This window comes from Mucilaginibacter inviolabilis, assembly GCF_011089895.1.
Taxonomy (GTDB): Bacteria; Bacteroidota; Bacteroidia; order Sphingobacteriales; family Sphingobacteriaceae; genus Mucilaginibacter; species Mucilaginibacter inviolabilis.
Genome location: NZ_JAANAT010000002.1, coordinates 721262 through 744137 on the forward strand (window position 1 = coordinate 721262; position 22876 = coordinate 744137).

General features: G+C 43.3%; 20 protein-coding genes. 9 read left to right on the forward strand and 11 right to left on the reverse strand.

From position 1 onward, the window contains the following. Nucleotides 1-80: 80 nt before the first annotated feature. Together G7092_RS19430 and G7092_RS19435 are read right to left on the reverse strand one after the other, a co-directional pair. Nucleotides 81-443, reverse strand: coding sequence for a hypothetical protein (locus G7092_RS19430; protein WP_166091543.1), 363 nt, complete (start codon nucleotides 441-443; stop codon nucleotides 81-83). Between the two features lie 222 nt (nucleotides 444-665). After that, the gene (locus G7092_RS19435) at nucleotides 666-2933 is read right to left on the reverse strand and encodes an aconitate hydratase (protein ID WP_166091544.1); all 2268 of its coding nucleotides are present in this window, start codon (nucleotides 2931-2933) and stop codon (nucleotides 666-668) included. 242 nt (nucleotides 2934-3175) lie between these two features. Between G7092_RS19435 and G7092_RS19440 the strand changes: the two genes are divergently transcribed. After that, nucleotides 3176-3622, forward strand: a complete 447-nt coding sequence (locus G7092_RS19440) for a GNAT family N-acetyltransferase (protein WP_166091545.1) — start codon at nucleotides 3176-3178, stop codon at nucleotides 3620-3622. 1 nt (nucleotide 3623) lies between these two features. After that, nucleotides 3624-4217: a GrpB family protein gene (locus tag G7092_RS19445; RefSeq protein ID WP_166091547.1), complete on the forward strand. Its 594-nt coding sequence runs from the start codon at nucleotides 3624-3626 to the stop codon at nucleotides 4215-4217. A 43-nt stretch (nucleotides 4218-4260) separates the two neighbouring features. On the opposite strand, the gene G7092_RS19450 is transcribed toward G7092_RS19445, so the two are convergent. Continuing rightward, the gene (locus tag G7092_RS19450) at nucleotides 4261-4884 is read right to left on the reverse strand and encodes a polysaccharide deacetylase family protein (RefSeq protein WP_166091548.1); all 624 of its coding nucleotides are present in this window, start codon (nucleotides 4882-4884) and stop codon (nucleotides 4261-4263) included. A 96-nt stretch (nucleotides 4885-4980) separates the two neighbouring features. On the opposite strand from G7092_RS19450, the gene G7092_RS19455 reads away from it, so the two are divergent. Together G7092_RS19455 and G7092_RS19460 are read left to right on the forward strand one after the other, a co-directional pair. Beyond that, a complete protein-coding gene (locus G7092_RS19455; protein WP_166091549.1) occupies nucleotides 4981-6426 on the forward strand; it encodes a TolC family protein in 1446 nt (481 codons plus the stop codon). A gap of 52 nt (nucleotides 6427-6478) precedes the next feature. After that, on the forward strand, nucleotides 6479-7813 hold the full coding sequence (locus G7092_RS19460; protein ID WP_166091550.1) for an efflux RND transporter periplasmic adaptor subunit: 1335 nt from the start codon (nucleotides 6479-6481) through the stop codon (nucleotides 7811-7813). Nucleotides 7814-7892: 79 nt separating this feature from the next. Here the strand turns inward: G7092_RS19460 and G7092_RS19465 are convergent, their stop codons facing one another. The 7 genes from G7092_RS19465 to G7092_RS19495 all read right to left on the reverse strand — a co-directional run bounded on the left by G7092_RS19465 (nucleotide 7893) and on the right by G7092_RS19495 (nucleotide 14511). Then, nucleotides 7893-8294, reverse strand: a complete 402-nt coding sequence (locus G7092_RS19465; protein ID WP_166091551.1) for a DUF1634 domain-containing protein — start codon at nucleotides 8292-8294, stop codon at nucleotides 7893-7895. A 12-nt stretch (nucleotides 8295-8306) separates the two neighbouring features. Beyond that, nucleotides 8307-9140: a sulfite exporter TauE/SafE family protein gene (locus G7092_RS19470; protein WP_166091552.1), complete on the reverse strand. Its 834-nt coding sequence runs from the start codon at nucleotides 9138-9140 to the stop codon at nucleotides 8307-8309. A 12-nt stretch (nucleotides 9141-9152) separates the two neighbouring features. After that, nucleotides 9153-9806: a FadR/GntR family transcriptional regulator gene (locus G7092_RS19475; protein WP_166091553.1), complete on the reverse strand. Its 654-nt coding sequence runs from the start codon at nucleotides 9804-9806 to the stop codon at nucleotides 9153-9155. A gap of 360 nt (nucleotides 9807-10166) precedes the next feature. Then, entirely contained in the window at nucleotides 10167-11003 is an 837-nt protein-coding gene (locus G7092_RS19480) for a type 1 glutamine amidotransferase (protein ID WP_166091554.1), read from the reverse strand. A 210-nt stretch (nucleotides 11004-11213) separates the two neighbouring features. After that, nucleotides 11214-12311: a carboxylate-amine ligase gene (locus tag G7092_RS19485; RefSeq protein ID WP_166091555.1), complete on the reverse strand. Its 1098-nt coding sequence runs from the start codon at nucleotides 12309-12311 to the stop codon at nucleotides 11214-11216. A 239-nt stretch (nucleotides 12312-12550) separates the two neighbouring features. Beyond that, nucleotides 12551-13705, reverse strand: a complete 1155-nt coding sequence (locus G7092_RS19490; RefSeq protein ID WP_166091556.1) for an ATP-grasp domain-containing protein — start codon at nucleotides 13703-13705, stop codon at nucleotides 12551-12553. Between the two features lie 98 nt (nucleotides 13706-13803). Continuing rightward, nucleotides 13804-14511, reverse strand: a complete 708-nt coding sequence (locus tag G7092_RS19495) for an esterase family protein (RefSeq protein WP_166091557.1) — start codon at nucleotides 14509-14511, stop codon at nucleotides 13804-13806. A 158-nt stretch (nucleotides 14512-14669) separates the two neighbouring features. On the opposite strand from G7092_RS19495, the gene G7092_RS19500 reads away from it, so the two are divergent. From G7092_RS19500 to G7092_RS19510, 3 genes are all read left to right on the forward strand, one after another. After that, on the forward strand, nucleotides 14670-15458 hold the full coding sequence (locus G7092_RS19500; protein ID WP_235953897.1) for an alpha/beta hydrolase: 789 nt from the start codon (nucleotides 14670-14672) through the stop codon (nucleotides 15456-15458). A 159-nt stretch (nucleotides 15459-15617) separates the two neighbouring features. Next, nucleotides 15618-17429, forward strand: a complete 1812-nt coding sequence (typA, locus tag G7092_RS19505; RefSeq protein ID WP_166091559.1) for a translational GTPase TypA — start codon at nucleotides 15618-15620, stop codon at nucleotides 17427-17429. A gap of 319 nt (nucleotides 17430-17748) precedes the next feature. Continuing rightward, complete coding sequence (locus G7092_RS19510) at nucleotides 17749-18732, forward strand: PLL family lectin (RefSeq protein WP_166091560.1); 984 nt, start codon at nucleotides 17749-17751, stop codon at nucleotides 18730-18732. Between the two features lie 491 nt (nucleotides 18733-19223). On the opposite strand, the gene G7092_RS19515 is transcribed toward G7092_RS19510, so the two are convergent. Continuing rightward, entirely contained in the window at nucleotides 19224-20723 is a 1500-nt protein-coding gene (locus G7092_RS19515) for a lipopolysaccharide biosynthesis protein (protein WP_166091561.1), read from the reverse strand. A 50-nt stretch (nucleotides 20724-20773) separates the two neighbouring features. Here G7092_RS19515 and G7092_RS19520 point away from each other — a divergent pair, with 50 nt between their 5' ends. Both G7092_RS19520 and G7092_RS19525 read left to right on the forward strand, forming a co-directional pair. After that, nucleotides 20774-21784 (forward strand): glycosyltransferase, encoded by a 1011-nt coding sequence (locus G7092_RS19520; RefSeq protein ID WP_166091563.1) that lies wholly within the window; start codon nucleotides 20774-20776, stop codon nucleotides 21782-21784. Nucleotides 21785-21996: 212 nt separating this feature from the next. After that, nucleotides 21997-22770, forward strand: coding sequence for a class I SAM-dependent methyltransferase (locus G7092_RS19525; protein ID WP_166091564.1), 774 nt, complete (start codon nucleotides 21997-21999; stop codon nucleotides 22768-22770). Nucleotides 22771-22876 lie beyond the last annotated feature (106 nt).

The following is a 22876-nucleotide window of genomic DNA, read 5'->3' on the forward strand; positions in this document are numbered from 1 at the left end:
CCGTCGAAGCATGGTGGGTAGGCCTCTGCGCGCGATCCTTCGACAAGCTCTGGATGACAGGCTCTTTTCAAAAATGCGGCTTATTTGTTTTGCTTAATCTTAATTTCTTTTTTATCGATTTCTATAGTAAATGATACTTTATCTTCTACTGGTTTACCCGTATCAGCATCGAGCGCCGGGCTCCAGGCTGGCGCTGCTATGATCAAAGATCTTAACGCGACTACGAAATCATTTTCAGCAATGGTACCTCCACCAATTTGACGCATGATCAATGGTTTGATTAGTACTCCATCGACAGATATAGTACTGGTGTAAACTAATTTGGATATACTAAGATCAGGCGGCGCAATGCGTTTTATTTGATGTGCTAAAGAATCGGTAAAGGCTGTAGTGAGTACCGGAGCCGTTTTGTGGCTCTGCGCAAAGGCTAGCGTTGTTATCAAACAAATACAAAATGTAGTTATTATTTTTTTCATGAACAATGTAAAATTTGAGAACCAAGTTAGGTCTTCTGAATGCTGTAAGCAAATAATTTTAAAGGTCACTATAATAGTTGTACTGGGGTTTGGAGTAGATATTGCTCAACAGACAATCAACAAAAAAGCCTCCCAAAAAGGGAGGCTTTTATATTAGCTTTCAGCTTTAGCCTTTCGGCTTTGAGCTTATTAAGATGCCATTTGTTTGCGGATGATGTTTAACGCACCACCTGCTTTGAACCATTCAATTTGCTGGTCGTTATAGGTATGATTTACCGGGAACGAATCAACAGAACCATCTTTGTGGTGTAATACAACGGTTAACTGTTTGCCCGGAGCAAAGGTTGTTAAGCCGTCAATATCGATCACATCATCTTCCTGGATTTTATCGTAATCGTTGGTGTCGGCAAAAGTGATACCCAACATACCTTGTTTCTTAAGATTGGTTTCGTGGATACGGGCAAATGATTTTACCAGTATGGCACGCACACCCAGGTGACGTGGCTCCATAGCCGCATGCTCACGTGATGAGCCTTCGCCATAGTTTTCGTCGCCTACTACTACGGTGCCGATGCCGTTTGCTTTGTAATCGCGCTGGGTAGCCGGTACCGGACCATATTCGCCGGTCAGTTCGTTTTTAACGCTATCGGCAGTGTTGTTAAAATAGTTGATAGCACCGATCAGCATATTGTTGGATATGTTATCCAGGTGACCACGGAATTTTAACCATGGACCAGCCATAGAGATATGGTCGGTAGTACATTTACCTTTAGCTTTGATCAACAGTTTTAAGCCTTTCAAATCGGTACCTTCCCATGCTTTAAATGGCTCCAGCAATTGCAGGCGTGATGATTTTGGATCAACAATAACCTGAACTGTGCTGCCATCCTCGGCTGGTGCCTGGTAACCTGCATCTTCTACAGCGTAACCTTTTACCGGCATTTCAATACCTTGTGGCTCATCAAATTTCACCTGCTCACCGTTTTCGTTGGTCAGGGTGTCGGTTAATGGATTAAAGGTCAAATCACCTGCGATAGCAAAAGCAGTCACGATCTCTGGTGATGCCACGAAAGCGTGGGTGTTAGGGTTACCATCCTGACGTTTAGCGAAGTTACGGTTAAACGAAGTGATGATAGAGTTTTTGCGTGTAGGATCGTCGGTATGACGGGCCCACTGACCAATACACGGACCACAAGCGTTAGCCAATACCACGCCGCCCATTTGATCAAAAGTATTCAGATAGCCATCACGTTCAACCGTGTAGCGTACCAGCTCAGATCCCGGGGTAATGGTAAACTCAGCTTTGGTTTTTAATTTTTTATCGATAGCCTGTTTCGCGATAGAAGCGGAACGGGTGATATCTTCGTATGATGAGTTGGTGCAAGAACCAATCAAACCAACCTCTAATTTGGTAGGCCAGTTGTTTTCTTTAACAGCTGTTGCGAATTTAGAGATAGGCCATGCCAGATCCGGAGTGAACGGACCGTTTACATGTGGCTCCAGCTCAGACAGGTTGATTTCGATCACCTGGTCAAAATATTGCTCAGGGTTAGCGTAAACTTCCTCGTCGCCGGTTAAGTGCTGGGCAATTGCGTTGGCAAGCTCGGCAATATCACCGCGTTTAGTACCGGTTAGGTAAGCAGCCGCTTTTTCGTCATATCCGAAGATAGAAGTAGTAGCGCCAATTTCGGCACCCATGTTACAGATGGTACCTTTACCTGTGGCTGATAGTGAACGTGCACCTTCGCCAAAATATTCAACAATAGCACCGGTACCACCTTTTACGGTAAGGATACCAGCCACTTTTAATATTACGTCTTTTGCTGATGTCCAGCCAGAAAGTTTTCCGGTTAATTTAACACCAATCAGTTTAGGGAATTTAAGCTCCCATGGTAAGCCTGCCATTACATCGCAAGCATCAGCACCACCAACACCAATAGCAATCATACCCAAACCACCCGCGTTAGGCGTGTGTGAGTCGGTACCGATCATCATACCACCCGGAAAAGCGTAGTTCTCTAAAACAACCTGGTGAATGATACCAGCGCCTGCTTTCCAGAAACCAATACCATACTTATCAGAAACAGAGGCCAGGAAATCATAAACCTCACGGTTTACATCAACAGCAGTATTTAAATCGGCAACTGCACCAACTTTTGCTTGTATCAGGTGATCGCAATGTACGGTAGAAGGAACAGCAACCTGCGGACGGCCAGCCTGCATAAACTGCAAAAGGGCCATTTGAGCAGTAGCATCCTGCATAGCTACACGGTCTGGTGCAAAATCAACATAATCCACTCCGCGGCCAAATGCTTTTTGAGCATCGCCCTCAGAAAGGTGGGCATATAAAATTTTCTCGGTTAAGGTTAGATGTTTACCGGTCGCTTTACGGGCAGCATCCACACGGGTGCTGTAGCGATCGTAAACTTTTTTGATCATATCTAAATCAAAAGCCATTTGTATTTGATTTTTAGGTGAAAAGTAAACGAATTGATACCAAACCCAGTACCTGGGCTCAGTGCGGCGAATTTACAAAAATTACTACTAAAAGCTGTCAGTCAATTGTGTAAATGTTATTTGGAGATATTCTAAATAGGGTGACAGGTGGGGGAGTTTGCAGTTAGCGGAGAGCAGTTTGCAGGGACGTGGATGTGTTGCTAGGAAGGTACGTTGGGATGCTATATATTTGTTGGTTCATCATGAAAAACGAAAACATCTATCCGGTTAATAAAACCGACTATCCCAGAATTATGGAAATTTGGGAAGCATCGGTAAGGGCAACACACCATTTTTTAACAGAGGCTGATATTCAGTTTTATAAGCCGCTGATATTGGATCAATACCTGGATGCAGTTGATCTGCACTGCACTAAAGCAGATGGCATGATTACCGGCTTTTTGGGTTTAAGCGATGGCATGGTGCAGATGCTCTTTATTCATCCGGACTCAAGAGGTTTGGGCATTGGAAAAGCGTTGCTCCAATTTGCTGTAGAAAAAGGCATCAGAAAAGTTGATGTCAATGAACAGAATCAACAGGCTGTGGGTTTTTATCAGCATATGGGTTTTGTGGTAATAGGTCGGTCTGAGGTTGACGGTACAGGGAAACCCTATCCAATATTATCCATGGAATTAACCGAACAGGCTTGAGATGAAAATAAAGATAACTGATTACCAGGAAAACTGGCCGGGAATGTTTGCCCGGGAACAGGAAAACATCAGCAGGATACTGGCGTTTTTAGATCCGGCAATAGTTCATATAGGCAGCACATCTGTACCCGGGCTTTGTGCCAAACCCATCATTGATATACAGGTAGGATTAAAAAATGCAGACGATCTGGATAAAACCATCAAACCCATGCAGGAGGATTACACTTATGTTAGAATGTATGAACCCGACTGGCCGGAAAGACGATATTTTTGCAGATATAAAAGTGAAACAGGAGGTGCCATTCCATCGCTCATTGATGTAAATGACTTGCCGTCTGTTAAGCAAGGCTTAAGATCTTTAACTCATATCCATATTTTTGTAAAGGATACGGAAGATTGGATCAGGCATATTGCCTTCCGTGATTATCTGGCCACTCATCCCAACGAACGTGATGCTTATTGCCGCCTTAAAAAAGAGCTATCAAAAAGTGACTATGAAAATATGATAGCCTATAATGATGCTAAGAATGATTTTGTGAAAGATGTTCAGCAAAAGGCGGTTGCATGGTATAAAGAGCTGCACGGTATAAATTGATTCGGTTTTCCACCTCATGCGAACCGCCCACTGCGTTCCCGCTTTAGGGGGTTAGGGGGCAAAACTCAAAACCCGCCTTACTCCAAACTTCCAATGCCCTCGGTAACGCGTATTTAACGCGATCATAAGCTTTCAGGCTGTCGTGAAATACAATGACCGATCCTGCCTGGGTGTGTTTCAGTACCTTATCGAGGCAGGCTTCGGGTTTTAGGTTGATGTCGAAATCACCGCTTAATACATCCCACATCATAATTTTAATATCCGGTCGGGCAGCTTGCAGATCAAGGATCTGTTGCCTTTTGATCCTGCCATATGGCGGACGAAAAAGGGGAGTATCTAATACTTTATCAGCCAGTAAAAAATTATCCAGGTAAATTTTGTTATCTGTTTTCCAACCTTTAAGGTGATTATACGTATGATTGCCGATGGCATGACCGTCGTCGGTCACCTGTTTGAAAATATCTGGGTGTTTTGCTACATTATCCCCAATACAGAAAAAGGTGGCTTTGGCATTATATTGTTTTAAAATATTTAATATGTGTGTTGTAACAATTGGTATAGGCCCATCGTCAAAAGTGAGATAAATGCAACGATTAGCTTTGCTTTTATTCCAGATAAGTTGGGGGTACAGCTTTTTTAGCAGCCAGGGTGTTTTAATCAGATACATATTACAAAACGGGCCTTATATGTTTTATTTAAAAAAATAAACAAAAATGAACATGCAAGGTAAGCATCAGTTGCTTACAATTGCATATAAAAACTTATGAAACCAACATTGTCACTACCCATTAAAACAACTCTTATAGGTGCTATTGTATTTTCGGCACTTGGTTTTCAAGCTAAAGCGCAGGAAGTAATTACTTTACAAAAAGCGATTGATCTTACCCTTGAGCGAAATTTAACCATTAAACAATCGCAGTTTATCGAGGCCTTGTCTGATGAAGATCTGAAACAGTCAAAAAATAACCAACTGCCAAGCCTTACGGCAGCGCCACAAGGTGGGTTTAACTTTGGCCGTAATATCGATCAATCAACCTATCAGTTCATTAATCAGCGTATTTTACAGGTATATGGTCAGGCTACCGCCCAGATCACGTTATTTCAGGGCGGGCAATTGCGAAATCAGATCATTCAAAACAAGATATTGCTTGATGCCAATAAAACAGCCACGTCCAAAGTTAAAAACGACCTGATATTAAATGTGGTTACTACTTTTTTACAAGTGTTAACCAACCAGGATCTGGTAAAAGCGTCGAAACAGCAAATTGAAATATCCAAACTAACGCTGGATAGGGCACAGCAAAACTATAATGTAGGCAACCAAACACTGGCCGATCTTTCACAGGCAAAAGCCCAGCTTTCAACCTCGGAACTTGACTATACCAATGCTCAAAATCAACTGGAATCATCCATGCTTACCTTAAAGCAATATATGGAGATGAACCCGGCTACCGAAATAGAGGTGCAAAAACCGGATATAGGTAAATTGAGCGATATTAAAGTAATATATGATCCGCAGGATATATTAAAAACTGCGTTGAACGTGAACCCGGATGTACTGCTTGCCGAGGTTCAGCAGAAATCATATGAACAGGCCATAAAAGTTGCCAAAGGTAATTATTATCCAACCATTACTTTGGTTGGTCAGGCCGGTTCTAACTATTCAAATGCAAAAAATACCATTGATCAGGTAATAGCCACCGGAACATTGACACCTATAGGTGTTGTACAAGCTACAAATCAAGTTGTTGTACAGCCTGGCTTTATACAAACATATAAAAGCAATCCATTTTTTACCCAGATAGGTAACAACTTTAACCAGGCCGTAGCGGTGAGCTTACAGATCCCTATTTTTAACCGGTTCTCGGCACGTACTTCTGTACGCAAAGCAAAAATCCAGGCTCAAAACGCCGAGGTAACGGCTCAACTGGCCCGCAACACGCTAAGCAAAGTTATTTATCAGGCGGTTTGGGATCTGCGCGCTGCCGAGAAGAAATATCTGTCGACCACACAAACTTATAAGGCTAATAAAGATGCCTTTAATATTACGCAGCAACGGTTCACAGTTGGTTTAGTAAACTCGTTAGATTACAACACTTCTTTAACCAATCTCAACAAATCACAATTTGATATGATTGAGGCACAGTACCAGCTCATTTTCAGAAGCAAGGTAATTGATTATTACCTGGGCAATCCAATAACGCTGTAACACCGCAAGCTTAATTTTTTAAACATATAATAAAATATCGAAACGCATAGTCATGGGAAAAACTACTAAATATATTTTGATAGCTCTGGGGGCAATAATTGTATTGCTTATTTTAGCAAAGGCTACCGGCATTATTGGTAAGCCGTCTTTAACCCAGATAGCCACCGAAAAAGCCGACGTGCGTGAAATTAATGAAACGGTATCTGCCAGCGGGAAAATAAAACCACACGTAGAAGTAAAGATAACCTCAGAGGTATCAGGAGAGATTGTTGAACTACCTGTTAAAGAAGGTGACGTGGTTAAAAAAGGCCAGCTGGTTTGCCGTGTGCGTCCGGACATCTTAAAGTCTGGATATGACAGGGCCGTTGCAAGCTACAGTACTCAAAAAGCAACTATAGGCAATATGGCACAACTGCTTAAACAGGCAGAGGCTACTTTTGCCAACCAGGAAGCTACTTTTAACCGTACCAAAACACTTTTTCAAAATAAAGTGCTTACTGTATCTGAATTTGACAATGCCAAAGCTAGTTACGAAGGGGCTAAGGCCAGTTTAGAAGCCGCCAGACAAAACCTGGTTGGTGCACAGTATGGTCTTTTACAGCAATCAGCTTCTGTTAAGGAAGCGCAGGATAACCTGGCTAAAACCAGTCTTTATTCGCCGGTTGATGGGGTGATCTCAAAACTAGTAATTCAAAAAGGCGAGCGTGTTTTGGGTACCCAGCAGTTTGCCGGTACCGAGATCATGACCATATCTGATTTGAGTAAAATGGATGTGAATGTTGATGTGAACGAAAATGATATTAACCGCATAACCATAAATGATCCTGCCAATATTGAAATTGATGCGTTCTCTGGTAAAAAGTTTACAGGTTCGGTAATCGAAATCGGAAGCTCGGCGAATGTATTAGGTACCACTGCCGATCAGGTAACCAACTTTACGGTTAAAGTTCGTATTGATGCAGATTCTTATACTGCATTGTTGAAAAAGACCGTTGATAACCCATCGCCCTTCCGTCCGGGTTTAACCGCTACGGTTGATATCAACACCAATCATGTAAAATCATTGTCGGTTCCTATTCAATCGGTAACTACCCGCGATGAAAAGAAAGATACTGGTGCAGCAGCGGCTTCAAAGGATGATAAAAAGTCGCAGATCAGTGCTCCGGCTAAAGAGTATGTGTTTGTTTACTCAGCCCCAGGTAAATTAAAACAAGTGCAGGTAACTACCGGTATTCAGAATGATACCTATATCCAGATCCTATCTGGTTTAAAAGGCGGCGAAGAAGTGGTATCCGCCCCATATTCTGCCATATCAAAAACATTGGCAGATGGTATGATGGTTCAAAAAGTGGATAAATCAAAACTATTTAATACAGATAACAAGTAATCCCCGCCGGGAATAAAATCATAAAAAAGGGCTGCTTCAAATTTCTGAAGCAGCCCTTTTTGCTTACTATCGGCAAGACTTAAACTTTTAAGCCCCCGAAAATGCTGAACATCATCACACTTAAAACTACAAAAGTGATGAGGATATAGAGCCTGTCTTTTTCCAATATGAAACCTATCAACGAAAAAAAGATGCGTAAAATAGGCGTGGCAATTAATACCAGTACACCCAATTGTATAATCCCTTTGGCGTTAAATGAGCAAACACCGCTCATGATCTGACTAATAGTGGTAAAGCCTGCCTGTTCTCCCACAAACGTATGATACGCGGGTATACTGCTGTGTTGATATTGATGCAGATAGATAATACCCCCGATAAAAACAATAAGGCTTGCGGTGATAACCCCGTATCTCAATAAATAACCAATCAGTTTTTCTATATCCTGATCAGCCGTAAAGGCTTTTGAAAGTATCTTTTTCATGATCTTGTTTGTTTAGAATTTGTGGTTATAACCGTTAAATATCATCTCGGCGGCAACAAAGGTGATGGCCACGCAGAAGATATATTTTAACACTTTTGGATCCATACGGGTAAGTAGTTTAGAACCTGTGAACGCCCCACCCAGTACCCCCAGCATCACCGGGAAAGCAATACCCGGATCCATATAACCCCTTTGTAAATACACTACAGCACTGGCGGCTGCAGTAACGCCGATCATAAAATTGCTGGTAGTGGTGCTTACCTTAAAGGGTATGTGCATAGCCGAATCCATAGCCAGAACTTTTAATGCCCCCGAGCCGATACCTAAAAGACCCGACAGAACACCAGCCAGGGTCATAATAGAGAAGCCTGCGCCTACATTTTTTAATTTGTATTCTACTTCGCCATCTTTAGTGGGATAGCTGCTGTTGAGTTTTAATTTGTAGGATAGCTTACTGCCTTCGGTTAAAGCTTCCATGTTCTTTTTGCGGAGGGTCATGGCGGCCGAGAATAAAAGGATAGCGCCAAAAAGAATGGCGATGGTATTGGTTGGTGTATACACCGCGATGATGGCACCGCCAACGGCCCCAACTGTCGTGGCTATTTCCAGGAACATCCCTAAACGGATATTGGTGATACCTTCTTTGATATAAGCGCTCGCAGCACCCGAAGAATTGGCAATAGAAGCCAGTAAAGCTGCGCCAATGGCGTAGCGTATATCTACATGAAATACAAGGGTAAGTAATGGAATTACTACTACGCCACCGCCTAAGCCGGTGAGCGAGCCAACCAGGCCGGCCAGGTAGGCTCCTGCCAACAAAATGAGGGTGAATGTTATAATGGTCATGATATAAGGATATTAATAGTTGTTATTTAAAATTTGCTGTATCAGTTGCTCGGCTTGTTTAACTTTTTGGACTTTGATAGCCTTAAACAGCTGCTCATGCAGGTGGTGGCTCATGGCAAAATGACTAACGCCTTGTGCCTCGCGTTTGGAAAAGAAATCGCGGATAATGAGGGTGAAACTTTCATAAAGATCGGCCAGTACATTGTTTAATGAGGCATGAGCTATGGCCATGTGAAAAGCAATGTCGGCATCAACACAGGCTTGTCGCTGTTCGGATTGTATAGCTTGTTTTCTTTTTTCGAGGGATAGCTCAATTTGATTTATATCTGCTTCGGATCGGTTTTGTGCCGCCAGTCTTACTATTTCTCCTTCCAGTAATGCCCGTACGGCGTTGATCTGGTCAAAGTCTGCGTTTTTTAAACGCTGCTCAATAGTTTGCTCGCCTACAAAGGAGTTGACAAATGTTCCGGAACCTTGCTGCACTTTGAGTATGCCGGCGGTTGCCAGGGTTTTAATGGCTTCCCGGATGGTGGAACGGCCTACACTGTATAGCTGCATTAATTCGGGCTCGGCGGGTATTTTTTCATTGAGTTTGAACTTGCCCTGCGCTATATCATTCCTGATTTGGCTGATGACGCGGCTACCGAGGGTTTCTTTCTTATCCATATCGCTGATGATTTGATATGTAAAGGTATGATGTTTTTATTAAAACATCTGATGTTTAAAAATATTTATGACATTGATATGATAGAGATGGTGGGTTCCAGATGAGAGGCAGAGTCTAAGAGAAGATATTATGCTGAGCTCGTCGAAGCATGGTGATAGGGCCTCTGCACACGCTCTTCGACGGGCTCAGAGTGACAGGCCTTTTAGGACATTATATGTCCCCCAGCACAGCAAAAGCTAAACTGTGATCTCGAACGAGGTACGAGGAGAGATCTTATACATAAGATATGTCAATTGTACAAGATTTCTCCTCGTACCTCGTTCGAAATGACAAAATGGAATGATTGTTTTGAAAATTATTTACTCCACCACCCCCTGCAAACTCATTACCGCCTGATCAAGAAAATTGGGGATCAGCGTGCGTTGGGTATGGGTTATTTTGTCCGGATCATCTAATCTATCAAGCATTTCGCGGTATTTTACTTCGCCGTGCTCGTTGATCACTTCGTCCTTTTTCTCATCTCGTAGCAGCATAGCTTTCATTCCCCCTGCATCAGCCTCGGGATGAAACTGGGTGGCAAAAAAATAATCGTTATAGCGGATGGCCATCATGGCGCGGGGCAGATCAATGTGAGGGCGCTCTTTTTCAATAGCTACCAGTTGCATGCCCAGTTCCTGAAAACGCTTTTCATCCGGGTTTATCACCTGCCAGCTGCGGGAGTCGACGGCATAGAAAGGATCACCTAAACCCTCAAAAACAGGTTCATGGGCGCCAGTCGGGGTTTGATTAACCGGCAGTACCCCAAATGATGGCGAACGGCGCATGTTGATATCGCCCAGCTTATAATGGCGGCACATCAATTGGAAGGAGTGGCACACAAACAGCGTATGTTTTTTATCAGTAGTGTTGGATAGATTATGGTCTTCCAGTTTTTCTATCAGTCTGAAATATTTTTTCTCCCACTCGGTACCTTCGGATATCAGCGGATCGCCGGGACCACCGCTGGAGATATAAATGTCGAAATTAGCACCCGGCATTTCACAGCGCCTACGCACGTCAAATATCTGGTAATTTAAATTCAGCTCGTGCTGTGCTTTATATCGGTTCAAAATTTCCTGGAAACCACGCATTCCCTCATTAGCTATCCCATCATATAAGTCGAGTATTGCTACCCTGATTTCCGGTTTTGTTGTCATTTTGTTCTTTTATAGTTTGTTAAATCCTCTCCTTTATGTAGTAGCCATTGGCAGCTATTCCCAAAAGGATGTCATACTGAGCTCCGTCGAAGTATGGTGGGCAGGCCTCTGCGCTCTACCCTTCGACGGGGCTCAGGGTGACAGCCCTCTTTGTGTTATTCTTTCGTTATGCCTTTTTATAGTCTATTACGCTCTGTTATGGCCGTGGGGTCATAACCCCTTTAAAGTTTGTGAGGTAATGTAATCCACTACGTCTACAAAGCTACTGTTTTGTTGGTAAACGGCTAACTGCCTGTCGGCGCCGGTGCCATGTTCCAGTATTTTGTGTACGTATTGCAGATCGTCGCGCGAGCCCAGTTCATCCACCACATCATCCACAAAATCCAATAATTCCAGTACCAGCGAACGGGTGTTTACTTCCATCTCTTTACCAAAATCGATCATTTTACCGTCGATGCCGTAACGGGCCGCACGCCATTTATTTTCGTTGATGAGCGCGCGTGAGTAGGTGATGAACTTCATATTCTGCTGCCTCAGTTTATACAGTTTAGCGCACAGAGCCTGAAAAAGGGCGGTAAAGGCGATGGTTTCATCAACCAGCATAGGGCAATCACAAATCCGGAATTCAATGGTTTCGAAGAAGGGGTGCACACGGATATCCCACCAGATCTTTTTGGCATTATCAATACAATTGGTTTTTACCAGTAGTTTGATGTAACTATCATACTCCTCAATGCTGCTGAAAGTATCAGGGATGCCTGTGCGCGGAAACTTGTCAAACACCTTAGTGCGAAAGGATCTGAACCCCGTATTGCGCCCTTCCCAAAAAGGGGAGTTGGTTGATAAAGCGAAAACGTGAGGCAGAAAGTAACGTACCTGATTGGCGATGTGAATAGCCATATCGCGCGACTGGATGCCCACGTGTACATGCAACCCAAAAATAAGGTTGGAGCGGGCGGCTTCCTGCATTTCGTCCACAATTTCAAAATACCTTGGATGATCGGTGATCAGCTGGTGCTGCCAATGCGAGAAAGGGTGCGTGCCCGCGGCACCTATGCGTAAACCAATGTCGCCGGCCAGTTGGGCTACCGTAGTACGGAGTTTACTTACCTCCTCGCGGGCCTCCTGGGTGTTATGGCAAATATGCGTGCCAACTTCCACCACGGCCTGGTGCATTTCGGCCTTCACCTGATCCTCATGGATCTTTTGGGCGCTATCCACAATTTTCTGCTCGTGCGATTTTAGCTCCCTGGTTACGGGATCAATCACCATAAATTCTTCTTCAACACCTAGGGTAAATTCGTTCATAATTGGTTAGGTTATCGTACTTCTAATACATAGGTAATGTCATTTCGAACGGAGTGAGAAATCTTTTACACGGGTTATGCTGGGCGTATAAGATTTCTCACTCCGTTCGAAATGACAACTGTTTTTCACTATCCATGTCATGCTGAACTTGTTTCAGCATCCCACGGGCAAGGTATACACCATACAAGCCAGTGGCTAAGCATGTGGGATCCCGAAATAAATTGGGGATGACTTCAATTTTATTTCTTAGCAGCAGGCTTTTTAGCTGCTTTTTTTACTTCTTTTTCTTTCTTTGGTTTTTCTGCTGCCTTAACCTTAACAGGTTGGGCGACTTCTTTAGCCAGGGCAGGTGCTTTCGCTACTTTCTTTACTTTACTCTCCGTTTCAACAGGAGGGTTTACCCGGCCAATATAAATTTCCTTTTTTACCGGCTTGGGGCTGATCAGCGGTGTTTTGGCTGCCGATGTTTTTACATATTCGCCCCAGGTAAGGTTATCCAAACCTGTCTTTTGTTTTTTGGCGCGGTCAATGGCATAATCGGCTGCGGTTTCCACCACCCAGTCAAAATTTTCCTGGCCCACGCTGGTTACTTCGGCATCAGGAGCCGGGTTGCAAAAATCAATGGCGTAAGGAATACCATTGCGAACGGCAAATTCAACCGTGTTAAAATCGTAACCCAAATATTGGTTCAGCTTAATCACATAATCTTTAACTGTATCCAATAGTTTTTTAGCTGCCGGGGCTTTACCATGTTCATAACGCAGGTGATGCGGGTTGCGCGGCTCGTATTGCATAATGCGTACATGCTTGCCACCGATGCAGTAGCAGCGGAAATAATCTTCAAATACAACCTCTTCCTGCAGCATCATCACATATTGTTTGGTTTGATCGTACTTATTAAAAAAATCTTCCCTGTTTTGCAGTTGGTAAACCTCTTTCCAGCCGCCGCCGTCAAAAGGTTTCATATAGGCTGGGAAACCTACATAGTTAAAAATGCCGTCCCAATCCAAAGGATAGGCCAGGTTGCGGAATGACCGGTCGGTAGTATCGTCCGGCAGCTCTTTGGAGGGCAGTATCACCGTTTTGGGCACGGGCACGCTCAGCTTTACGGCCAGGGCGTTGTTAAAGAATTTTTCGTCGGCGCTCCACCAGAAGGGGTTATTGATGACCGCGGTACCGCAGATAGCCGCGTTTTTGAGGGCGGCCCGGTAAAAGGGCACATCCTGCGATATCCGGTCGACGATCACCGCGTAATCCAATGGTTCGGCCTGTAAAACTTTATCTATGCGTACAAACTCTGCCGAAATATTTTTTTCGGCCTTTTGGTTGATCCGATCAACAAATGCCTGTGGAAATGAATTTTCCTGTCCGAATAAGATGCCTATTTTTTTCATGGGGGTAGATTTAGTTTGCAGTTAACGGTTTGCAGTTGGCATGCTTGCCTTTTGTAATTAATGATTTGTCTTGATTCCTGGTTCTTGATTTCTTGCTTCTATCTTATCGTTGATAAATAATGCGGGAACATTTCGCGCCAGATGGGCCAATCATGATGGGCAAAAGGGCGGATATCCAGCCAATGTTTAATGTTTTTTTGATTTAGGATGTTCGATAGCTGCAGGTTATACTCTTTACAGATGTCGTACTCCGATGTTCCTAAAATGATGTTCATGTTCCATAGATCCGGGGCATTGTCGCCCGGTAAAAAATCAACGGGATTGTTGTAAAATATATCATCATCATAAAAACCATCCGTGAACATTTTAATATCAAATGCGCCGCCCATGGTAAACAGATTGCTTACCTTTTCGGGGTGTTTAAACGCGAAGTTGGCCGCATGGTAACCACCGAAGCTGCAGCCTGCCATAACTACTTTACCCACGCCGGTTTCGTGCATGGCCCAGGGCACCAGTTCATCAACCAGCATTTTATCGTACCAGGTATAGTTACGGGCGCGGTCGGCAGGGGAGATGCCTTTGTCGTACCAGCTGCGGTCGTCGATAGTGTCGGGACAGTAGATCTTGACCAAGCCCTGATCAATAAACCATCTTACGCTTTCTATCAATCCAAAATCCTTATTCTGATAATAACGGCCCCTGGTTGTAGGGAACAGGATCACGGGATAACCACGATCGCCGAATACCAGCATTTCCAGATCGGCACTTAAATTTGGCGAATGCCAGCGGTGATATTTTTCGGTCAAAATAATAGATTTTTGGTTTCAGAAGGTAAGTTAAGTGGTTTGATTGAAAAAGGCAACAGTCTGATAAATTAAAGGTTAGGGGTAAAAACAAAAAGTATTTTTACTTTTGCACCCTTAAAATTTAGATAAAGATGTATTGGGGCTGGGCTGAAACGGAAATGACGATCATTGAAAAAAATATCACTATAAATTCTGCATTACTTAACCGCGAGGTTACCTGCACGCTGGTTATGCCCGATGAGCAGGAACTCACCGAGCCACTGAACCTGTTGTTATTGAACGACGGGCAGGAGCTGGAAAATCTACAGTTATTGACAACGCTGGAGCAATTGTATAACACCAATCGCATCAAACCCGCGCTGGTGGTAGCTATACATGCAGGTGAAGATCGTATACAGGAATATGGCGTAGCCGGTAAACCTGATTTTAAAAAGCGTGGCTCCAAAGCTGATGTTTATACTGAATTTATAAAAACCGAACTGCTGCCGCAGGTTAAAGAACAAACCGGTATCAGTGATTTTGAAACCACGACTTTCGCCGGATTTTCCTTAGGAGGCCTTTCGGCTTTTGATATTGGATGGAACAATAGCGAAGAGTTTGATAAAGTAGGCGTGTTTTCCGGATCATTCTGGTGGCGGAGCAAAGATCTGGCTAAAGGCTATACCGATGCCGACCGGATCATGCATTCAGTTATCAGGAACACTACCGGTAAACCCGATCTTCAATTCTGGCTGCAAACCGGTACCAGAGATGAAACTACCGACCGCAACAAGAATGGCATCATCGATGCTATTGACGACACCATCGATCTGATCAAAGAGCTGGAAAACAAAGGTTATACCCGTCCCAATGATATACAATATGTGGAGCTGGTTGGCGGCACCCATGACACGGCCACCTGGGCCAAAGCACTGCCTAAGTTTTTGATCTGGGCTTTTGGACGGTAACGATTGCTATGTAAAATTTAGTTAATCAGTAGGTTAAAAGAATCGGCGTTTATGCTGTTTTGGTAATTTAATTGTATAAAAGTTTGTGTATAAATTGACAATCCTTTAAAATGCCATATATTAAGCTTACCTTTGCGCCAAATTTTAGGGAGCATTTTCATGCAAAAAATAAGAAACATCGCGATTATCGCACACGTTGACCACGGTAAAACCACATTGGTTGACAAAATATTGCACAGCTGTTCAATATTCAGGGACAACGAATCAACCGGTGAACTGATACTGGACAATAACGATCTGGAACGTGAACGTGGTATCACCATCGTATCAAAAAACGTTTCTGTTAGATATAAAGACGTTAAGATCAACATTATTGATACCCCGGGTCACGCCGACTTTGGTGGCGAGGTGGAACGCGTATTAAAAATGGCCGATGGTGTATTATTACTTTGTGATGCTTTTGAAGGCGCTATGCCTCAAACCCGCTTTGTAACCCAAAAGGCTTTGGCTTTAGGCTTAAAACCTATTGTGGTTGTAAACAAGGTAGATAAAGAAAACTGTCGCCCGGAAGAAGTTTACGAACAGATATTTGAATTATTCTTCAACCTGGAAGCTACCGAAGAACAACTGGATTTCCCGGTTATCTACGGTTCGTCAAAACAAGGTTGGATGAGTACCGACTATAAAAAACCAACAGAAGATATCTTCCCGTTAATGGATGCCATCCTGGAAAACATTCCGGCGGCGCCTATTGCTGAAGGTACTTTGCAAATGCAGATCACCTCTTTGGATTACTCCTCTTTCGTAGGTCGTATCGCTATCGGTCGTGTGGCCCGCGGTACCATCAAAGAAAACCAGCCGGTATCCTTGGTAAAACGCGATGGCAAAATTGTTAAATCGCGCATCAAAGAGCTTTACACTTTTGAAGGCTTAGGTAAGGTTAAAGCTACCGAAGTAAAATCTGGTGATATCTGCGCGGTTGTTGGTATTGAAGGTTTTGATATTGGCGATACCATTGCCGATTTTGAAAACCCTGAACAACTGGAAGTAATCAAAATTGATGAGCCTACCATGAACATGATGTTCACCATCAATACTTCACCTTTCTTTGGTAAAGAAGGTAAATTTGTTACTTCACGCCACCTGCGCGACCGTTTGTTTAAAGAGATGGAGAAAAACCTGGCATTGAAGGTTGTTGAAACCGAATCGCCAGATTCATACCTGGTGTATGGCCGCGGTATCCTTCACTTGTCAGTACTGATCGAGACTATGCGTCGCGAGGGTTACGAATTGCAGGTAGGTCAGCCACAGGTTATCGTTAAAGAAATTGACGGTGTTAAATGCGAGCCGGTGGAGTCGCTGATTGTTGACGTACCGGGCGATGTTGCCGGTAAAGTAATTGAGCTGGTAACACAACGCAAAGGCGACCTCCTGATCATGGAGCCAAAAGGCGACTTACAGCACTTGGAGTTCGAGATCCCATCACGCGGTATCATCGGTTTACGTAATAACGTGTTAACCGCTACTGCAGGTGAAGCGATCATGGCACACCGCTTTAAGGCTTACGAGCCATGGAAAGGTGTAATTCCTGGTCGTTCAAACGGGGTATTGGTATCTATGGATACTGGTAAAACTACCGCTTTCGCTATAGATAAATTACAGGATCGCGGCCGTTTCTTTATTGATCCGGGTGTTGATATTTACGAAGGACAGGTTTTGGGTGAGCACATCCGCGATAACGATTTGGTGATCAACTTAACCAAAGGCAAGCAATTAACCAACATGCGTGCATCTGGTAGCGATACCAACGTGCGTATTGCACCTGCTATCAAGTTCTCGTTAGAAGAATCAATGGAGTATATCCAGGCTGATGAATACATTGAGGTAACACCACAAAGCATCCGTTTGCGTAAAATATTCCTGAATGAAAACGAAAGAAGAATTAACGCTAAAAGGTTTGTAAATCAATAATTGATTTCAGACTTTAATTGATACAAAAGCCTTCAGGATTTTCCTGGAGGCTTTTTTTATGCTTTTAATAAATGTATTTATGGAATTTGGATAAATAATATGCTTTTGTAGCTTTTTTTGATCTTTAAGGTGTGTTAATTATCAAAATAATGTCATTTAATAATTGATTTTGTATACTGTTAGATATGTTTTTGATGTTTATGTTTTGATATACAGTTGTTTATGTATTTATGCGGACGGGTATATATTTAATATATATAATATATAAATTAAACATAATAGTTGTAGATTGCCATTAATAAAAACCTATACAACCATTATGACAACCTTCACAAAAAATCTTGCACATGCTGTAGTTGGCATGCTGTTAACAGGCGCGCTCGCCTCATGCCAAAAAGGTAACGACAAACTCGTTGACCCAGCTTCAAAAAAAGTATCAGCTTCAACCAAAAATGTAAACAGCGTAACTGGTCCTGATACCGCTGTAGAAGTTGGTGCTGTGAGCAAAAAAAGCAGCGGTACCCTTGATCTGTTTGGCAGAAGCACCACCAACACCCTGTTACACAAAACCTGGACAAGCGCCGGCGGCTGGACTGCCTGGGAAGATCTGGGCGGTAACATCATTTCTGCACCTTGCGCTTCTTCCAGACAATCAAACGCCATCAATGTATTTGCACAGGGGCCAAGCGGTCACCTCATGCAGATTTACTATGTAGATGGCCAGGGCTGGTCGCCATGGATCGACCTGGGGGGTAACATCACTTCCGCGCCTTCATCTACATCACAAACAGCTAATGACCTTTCTGTTTTTGCAAAAGGTGCAAATAACAACCTGGTTGTGCTTACCTGGAACGCCGGATCGGGATGGGGCTCGTGGTCAAGCCTGGGCGGCAATATTACTTCGGCTCCTGCTGCTGTATCCAGAAGCTCATCAACCACCAATGTTTATGCTAAAGGCACCAACAACAACCTGGTGCAAATTTATTCAGTTTCGGGCAGCTGGTCATCCTGGACCGATCTGGGCGGTACCATTTCATCTGCACCCAGCGCTATAACCCGTTCGGCTAATGACCTAAATGTATATGCCAAAGGCACATCAAACACCCTGAAACAAATTTACTGGACTGCAAGCGCTGGCTGGTCGGCCTGGACTGATCTGAATGGCTCTATTACTTCGGCTCCGGCAGCAGTTGCAAGAGATGCCAATAACATTAACGTGTTTGCTTTAAACAATACCAATCTGATGCAGATTTATTGGACCTCGGCCGGTGGCTGGGTTAACTGGTTTAACATGCCTCAATAAGAAATAAATTAACTGGTCAATTAACGGGGGCGGTGCTTTTATAGTACCGCCTTTTTTGTTGCCTCATTTGCGCCGGCATGGAATCACAAATGTTGGGAAGACAAAAAATGCCAAAAAGTGGGTTTACATGTTTTATGTGATTTATTACTAAAAATTAATATAAGTAATTGATTATAAGCTATATGTAATAATATTAACCATGAAAAATGTAAACCATGTAAACCCACTTTTTTAGTGAAAAAGCCCTGCTGCCGTGTATGCTTTGGCTCATTTGTAGCGATAGGTGTTGGGGATACAAAAAAAGCGGAAGGCTGTGCGATTCCCCTCTTGAGAGGGGTGGAGGGGTGTGTTATTCTGCTTAATGAACACACCCCTGCCATTACACAAGCCAACGCGCCCCCTCTCAAGAGGGGAGTTTGATGCCGGCCCTCGTTTGCAACGAGTGCTTAACATGGCCGAGCGTTTATAACGCTAATTTTTAGCTGAAAATGTTATCTACCCTTCAACTTCGCAATAGCACCATCAATAATGCTGTTGATATCCTCAGACAGCTTCAAAAAGTAAACGGCCGGTAAATAAAGCGCGGTGATAAAAGCGGTGCGTACAATAGTATCCACATAATAATTACCGATGTGTAACGGTAGTATCCAAACCGATAAATAATAAGCCAGTATACCGGCTGCCAGTGCCAACACGCATTGAATGGTGAATGGCTGCATGCCAAACGTGATCCAGATAAATATATACCTGAACAGGTTAAAAATAAAATAAGTTATAGCCGAGGCTATGGCCGATCCGGTAATACCATAACGCGGGATCAGCAGCAGATTGGCCACAATAATAATTACCACCAACAACAGGTTAAACAGCGCCTCATACCTGAAATATTTTGATGTGGCCATAATCACCCCATTGATACCTGTTGATGCCTCGATCAAAAAACCCAGGCTTACAAAAAATATAGCGTATTTACCTGTACTGTATATTGGCGGGGTAATACCCAAAATATTATCGATACTTGCCCACATCAATATAAACAGGAACAAGGAGGCGATAAGTTGGGTTACACAGCTTTTTTCATACACGGTACGGATATTTTTAATATCCTTGCTTTTCCATGATTCAGATACAACGGTATAAGCAATGCTGTACAGCGAACGTGTAGGTAAGGAGATAATGAGGCCAAAGTTAAAGGCCAGTGAATATATAGCAGTTGCGCTGAGGCCGAGTTTTTTAAAAATGAGGTAATTATCTACATTTTGAATTATAACAGGCGCCATTCCTGTTAGTATGGTAAAAAAGCAAATGCCTATGAGCTTGTTAACCATATTGCGGGTTAAAAACGCCATGTCTGGCTTAAGCGAAAATTGGCCATCGCGTACTATCCGGGCTATGATAAAAAAGGTAGGTATCAGGTTGGCCACCAGCCATAGCCACATAAAATTCTCAAAGCTGATGAGCCTTAAATAGATGAGCATAATGGGTACCAGTATAAACACCCTTTTGGTAAACTCACGCAGTATAAGACCTGTAGTCATGTTATAAAGCATGCGAGCATACAGGTCGAATACATTAAAAAACAAGGTGAAAACAGTAAGGGGCACCAGATACCAATAATATACACTAAACAGGGCCGATGATTTGGCTGAGCCCCCATCAGTATTATGGCTCACTATCTGGTCTTTAAACAACCAGGCTATCAGCACAAATAAAATAGTACCCACCAATGACACCATGCAGGCCAGGAATAGGTAACCGTGATGCTTTTTTTCATCATTGCGGAAGTAAGGAAAATACCGGGCAGTACCGTTAAAACCCAGTATAGAGAATTGCGCGAACACCAAAGGAGCCGACGTCAACATGGCTATCAAACCAAATTCCGCCGGAGTTAAGGAATGGGGCATCAGGTAATTGATAGATAAAAAACCGATAAGCACCCCCAGATAGGAATATATGGTGCCTTTAATGGTTTGTTTTTTTATGATGCCCATTCAGTTAGTTGGCCGTGTTTACGGGTTAAAATGATAATTTTGAAATGCAAATGGCAAATATAAAATATAAAGTGTGTGTGTTAACGCTTACCTATGCAAATAGGTGGCAATTTCTGGAACAGGTACTAAAACGTGTGCTGTCATTTGCCCCGGTAACACAAGTGGTAGTAGTGAATAATGCCGCGCTTTATAATGTAGAAGAATATGCCGGCCACTTGAACGACAGCCGTGTAAAGGTTTTATACAATGCCGAAAACCTGGGCTCAGCAAGCGGTTATAAACAAGCTTTGGAATACGCTTACCAGCAAACCGATGCCGATATGGTTTGGCTGCTGGATGATGATAATTTGCCCGATGCAAGCGCACTGGATATCCTGCTAAGCAACTGGGAACAAACGGAGGGTGCCGACGATCAAAAAGCGTTGTATTGCCTGCGCGAAGACAGGCCGCCCCATGTAAAAATAGCCCGGGGCGAGAATCCGGGCAGATATTACCTGGTGCCCAATAATTTTATGGGTTTCAGCATATTCCACATCTTTAAAAACCGTTTATCTAAAGCACGCGACAAGTTTTCTGGCGCATCGGCGTATTTGCCAAAGGCTGCTATGCCTTATGTGCCTTACGGCGGCTTGTTGATGCATCGCGCTATGATCGGGCTGATCGGTTTCCCCGACGAACAGTTTTATCTGTATGTAGATGATTCGGAATACACCTATCGCATCACCAAAAACGGCGGAACGATATGGCTGATCCCGGAATGCAAGGTAGTTGATATCGATCAGTCGCAAGGCTTAACTTATCAGCCCAAAGCTTTTCACTCGCACCTGCTCGATCAATGGAGCTTCCGTACCTATTACGCAGTCAGGAACCGGATGTATTTTTACGCACGCAATGCGGTGGATTCATCTTTTATTTTTTCGATCAACAAAAGTCTATATCTGTTTTATCTATGGATGATAAGTATCCTGAGCTCCAAACAGCAGGAGTACCGGAAGTTTTTGACCGCTGTTAACGACGGGCTGAATGGCAAAATGGGTAAGGCCGAGCCAGGGAAATGGTAAATCCTTCTACGTGCGTCATTGCGAGGAGGGGAAAATGCTGCTATAGGGGGAGAGGGGGGATGAGTATCGCCTATAATAAGAGACACATGTAATGTGTCTCTACAAGGAAATAAAATGTAGAGACGCATCACATGCGTCTCCCTCATGTTATTAAAAATTTTACCTGCTAAAAAACATAAACATTAAAGTGATAGTTTTACATTCGTAAACTCATGCAGGAATCAATTATTGGCGGTAACTACAAAACCGCGTACGATCAGTTTTATCAACAGCACGACGAGGCCTGGCGTATGCTCAGCGCCAAATACAAGGCCCAGCATATCATCGAGGTTTGCCGTGGACTCACTTTTACCAAAGTGCTCGAAGTTGGCGCGGGCGATGGCAGTATCCTCAAAATATTGTCGGATAATAACTTCGCGGCCGAATACCATGCTGTCGAAATATCAGGCAGTGGGGTGGAGTATATTCAATCGCGCGGTATTAAAAATCTGGCATCGGCACAGGTATTTGATGGTTATAAGCTGCCTTTTGGCGATGATAGCTTTGATCTGATCATCCTGTCGCACGTGCTGGAACATGTGGAGCACGAGCGCCTGTTACTGCGCGAATTAAAACGTGTAGGCAAACAATGCGTTATTGAAGTGCCCCGCGATTATAAAACCGGAGTGGATGCCCGTATTAAACACTTTTTGGCTTATGGCCACATCAATGTGTACACGCCAACATCGCTGCGTTACCTGCTGCGCACCGAAGGTTTTGAGATTGAAAAAGATCTGACATCGATGATTGAACCCGAAGTAACCCGCTTTAACGCTTACGTAAATCAGAAAAAGAACAAGAGCTTTGTGAAAAATCTGAAGATAGCGGCGGAGTTTACCGTGAAGCAAGGTCTTGGAAAAATTTTCGGAAAAAAAGTAACAGAACAATTTGCCAACGCTTATACCGTTTTGTGTAAGAAAGCCAGCAATCAACCAGAATTATTCTAATAGTATCAAGTTTTAGTATCAAGTAGTTAGTATCAAGTATCAAGACAGCTACACAAGACGGAGCTCTTATGTTTTAAAAAGTCTTGATACTTGATACTAGCTACTT

Bases quoted from the DNA above. Each gene is read 5' to 3' on its own strand.
- G7092_RS19490 (WP_166091556.1), bottom strand. From the start codon at position 13,705: ATGAAAAAAATAGGCATCTTATTCGGACAGGAAAATTCATTTCCACAG.
- G7092_RS19520 (WP_166091563.1), top strand. From the start codon at position 20,774: ATGGCAAATATAAAATATAAAGTGTGTGTGTTAACGCTTACCTATGCA.
- G7092_RS19485 (WP_166091555.1), bottom strand. From the start codon at position 12,311: ATGAACGAATTTACCCTAGGTGTTGAAGAAGAATTTATGGTGATTGAT.
- G7092_RS19500 (WP_235953897.1), top strand. From the start codon at position 14,670: ATGACGATCATTGAAAAAAATATCACTATAAATTCTGCATTACTTAAC.
- G7092_RS19510 (WP_166091560.1), top strand. From the start codon at position 17,749: ATGACAACCTTCACAAAAAATCTTGCACATGCTGTAGTTGGCATGCTG.
- G7092_RS19480 (WP_166091554.1), bottom strand. From the start codon at position 11,003: ATGACAACAAAACCGGAAATCAGGGTAGCAATACTCGACTTATATGAT.
- G7092_RS19525 (WP_166091564.1), top strand. From the start codon at position 21,997: ATGCAGGAATCAATTATTGGCGGTAACTACAAAACCGCGTACGATCAG.
- G7092_RS19515 (WP_166091561.1), bottom strand. From the start codon at position 20,723: ATGGGCATCATAAAAAAACAAACCATTAAAGGCACCATATATTCCTAT.
- G7092_RS19445 (WP_166091547.1), top strand. From the start codon at position 3,624: ATGAAAATAAAGATAACTGATTACCAGGAAAACTGGCCGGGAATGTTT.
- G7092_RS19465 (WP_166091551.1), bottom strand. From the start codon at position 8,294: ATGAAAAAGATACTTTCAAAAGCCTTTACGGCTGATCAGGATATAGAA.
- G7092_RS19475 (WP_166091553.1), bottom strand. From the start codon at position 9,806: ATGGATAAGAAAGAAACCCTCGGTAGCCGCGTCATCAGCCAAATCAGG.
- G7092_RS19435 (WP_166091544.1), bottom strand. From the start codon at position 2,933: ATGGCTTTTGATTTAGATATGATCAAAAAAGTTTACGATCGCTACAGC.
- G7092_RS19460 (WP_166091550.1), top strand. From the start codon at position 6,479: ATGGGAAAAACTACTAAATATATTTTGATAGCTCTGGGGGCAATAATT.
- G7092_RS19470 (WP_166091552.1), bottom strand. From the start codon at position 9,140: ATGACCATTATAACATTCACCCTCATTTTGTTGGCAGGAGCCTACCTG.
- G7092_RS19450 (WP_166091548.1), bottom strand. From the start codon at position 4,884: ATGTATCTGATTAAAACACCCTGGCTGCTAAAAAAGCTGTACCCCCAA.
- G7092_RS19455 (WP_166091549.1), top strand. From the start codon at position 4,981: ATGAAACCAACATTGTCACTACCCATTAAAACAACTCTTATAGGTGCT.
- G7092_RS19440 (WP_166091545.1), top strand. From the start codon at position 3,176: ATGAAAAACGAAAACATCTATCCGGTTAATAAAACCGACTATCCCAGA.
- typA (WP_166091559.1), top strand. From the start codon at position 15,618: ATGCAAAAAATAAGAAACATCGCGATTATCGCACACGTTGACCACGGT.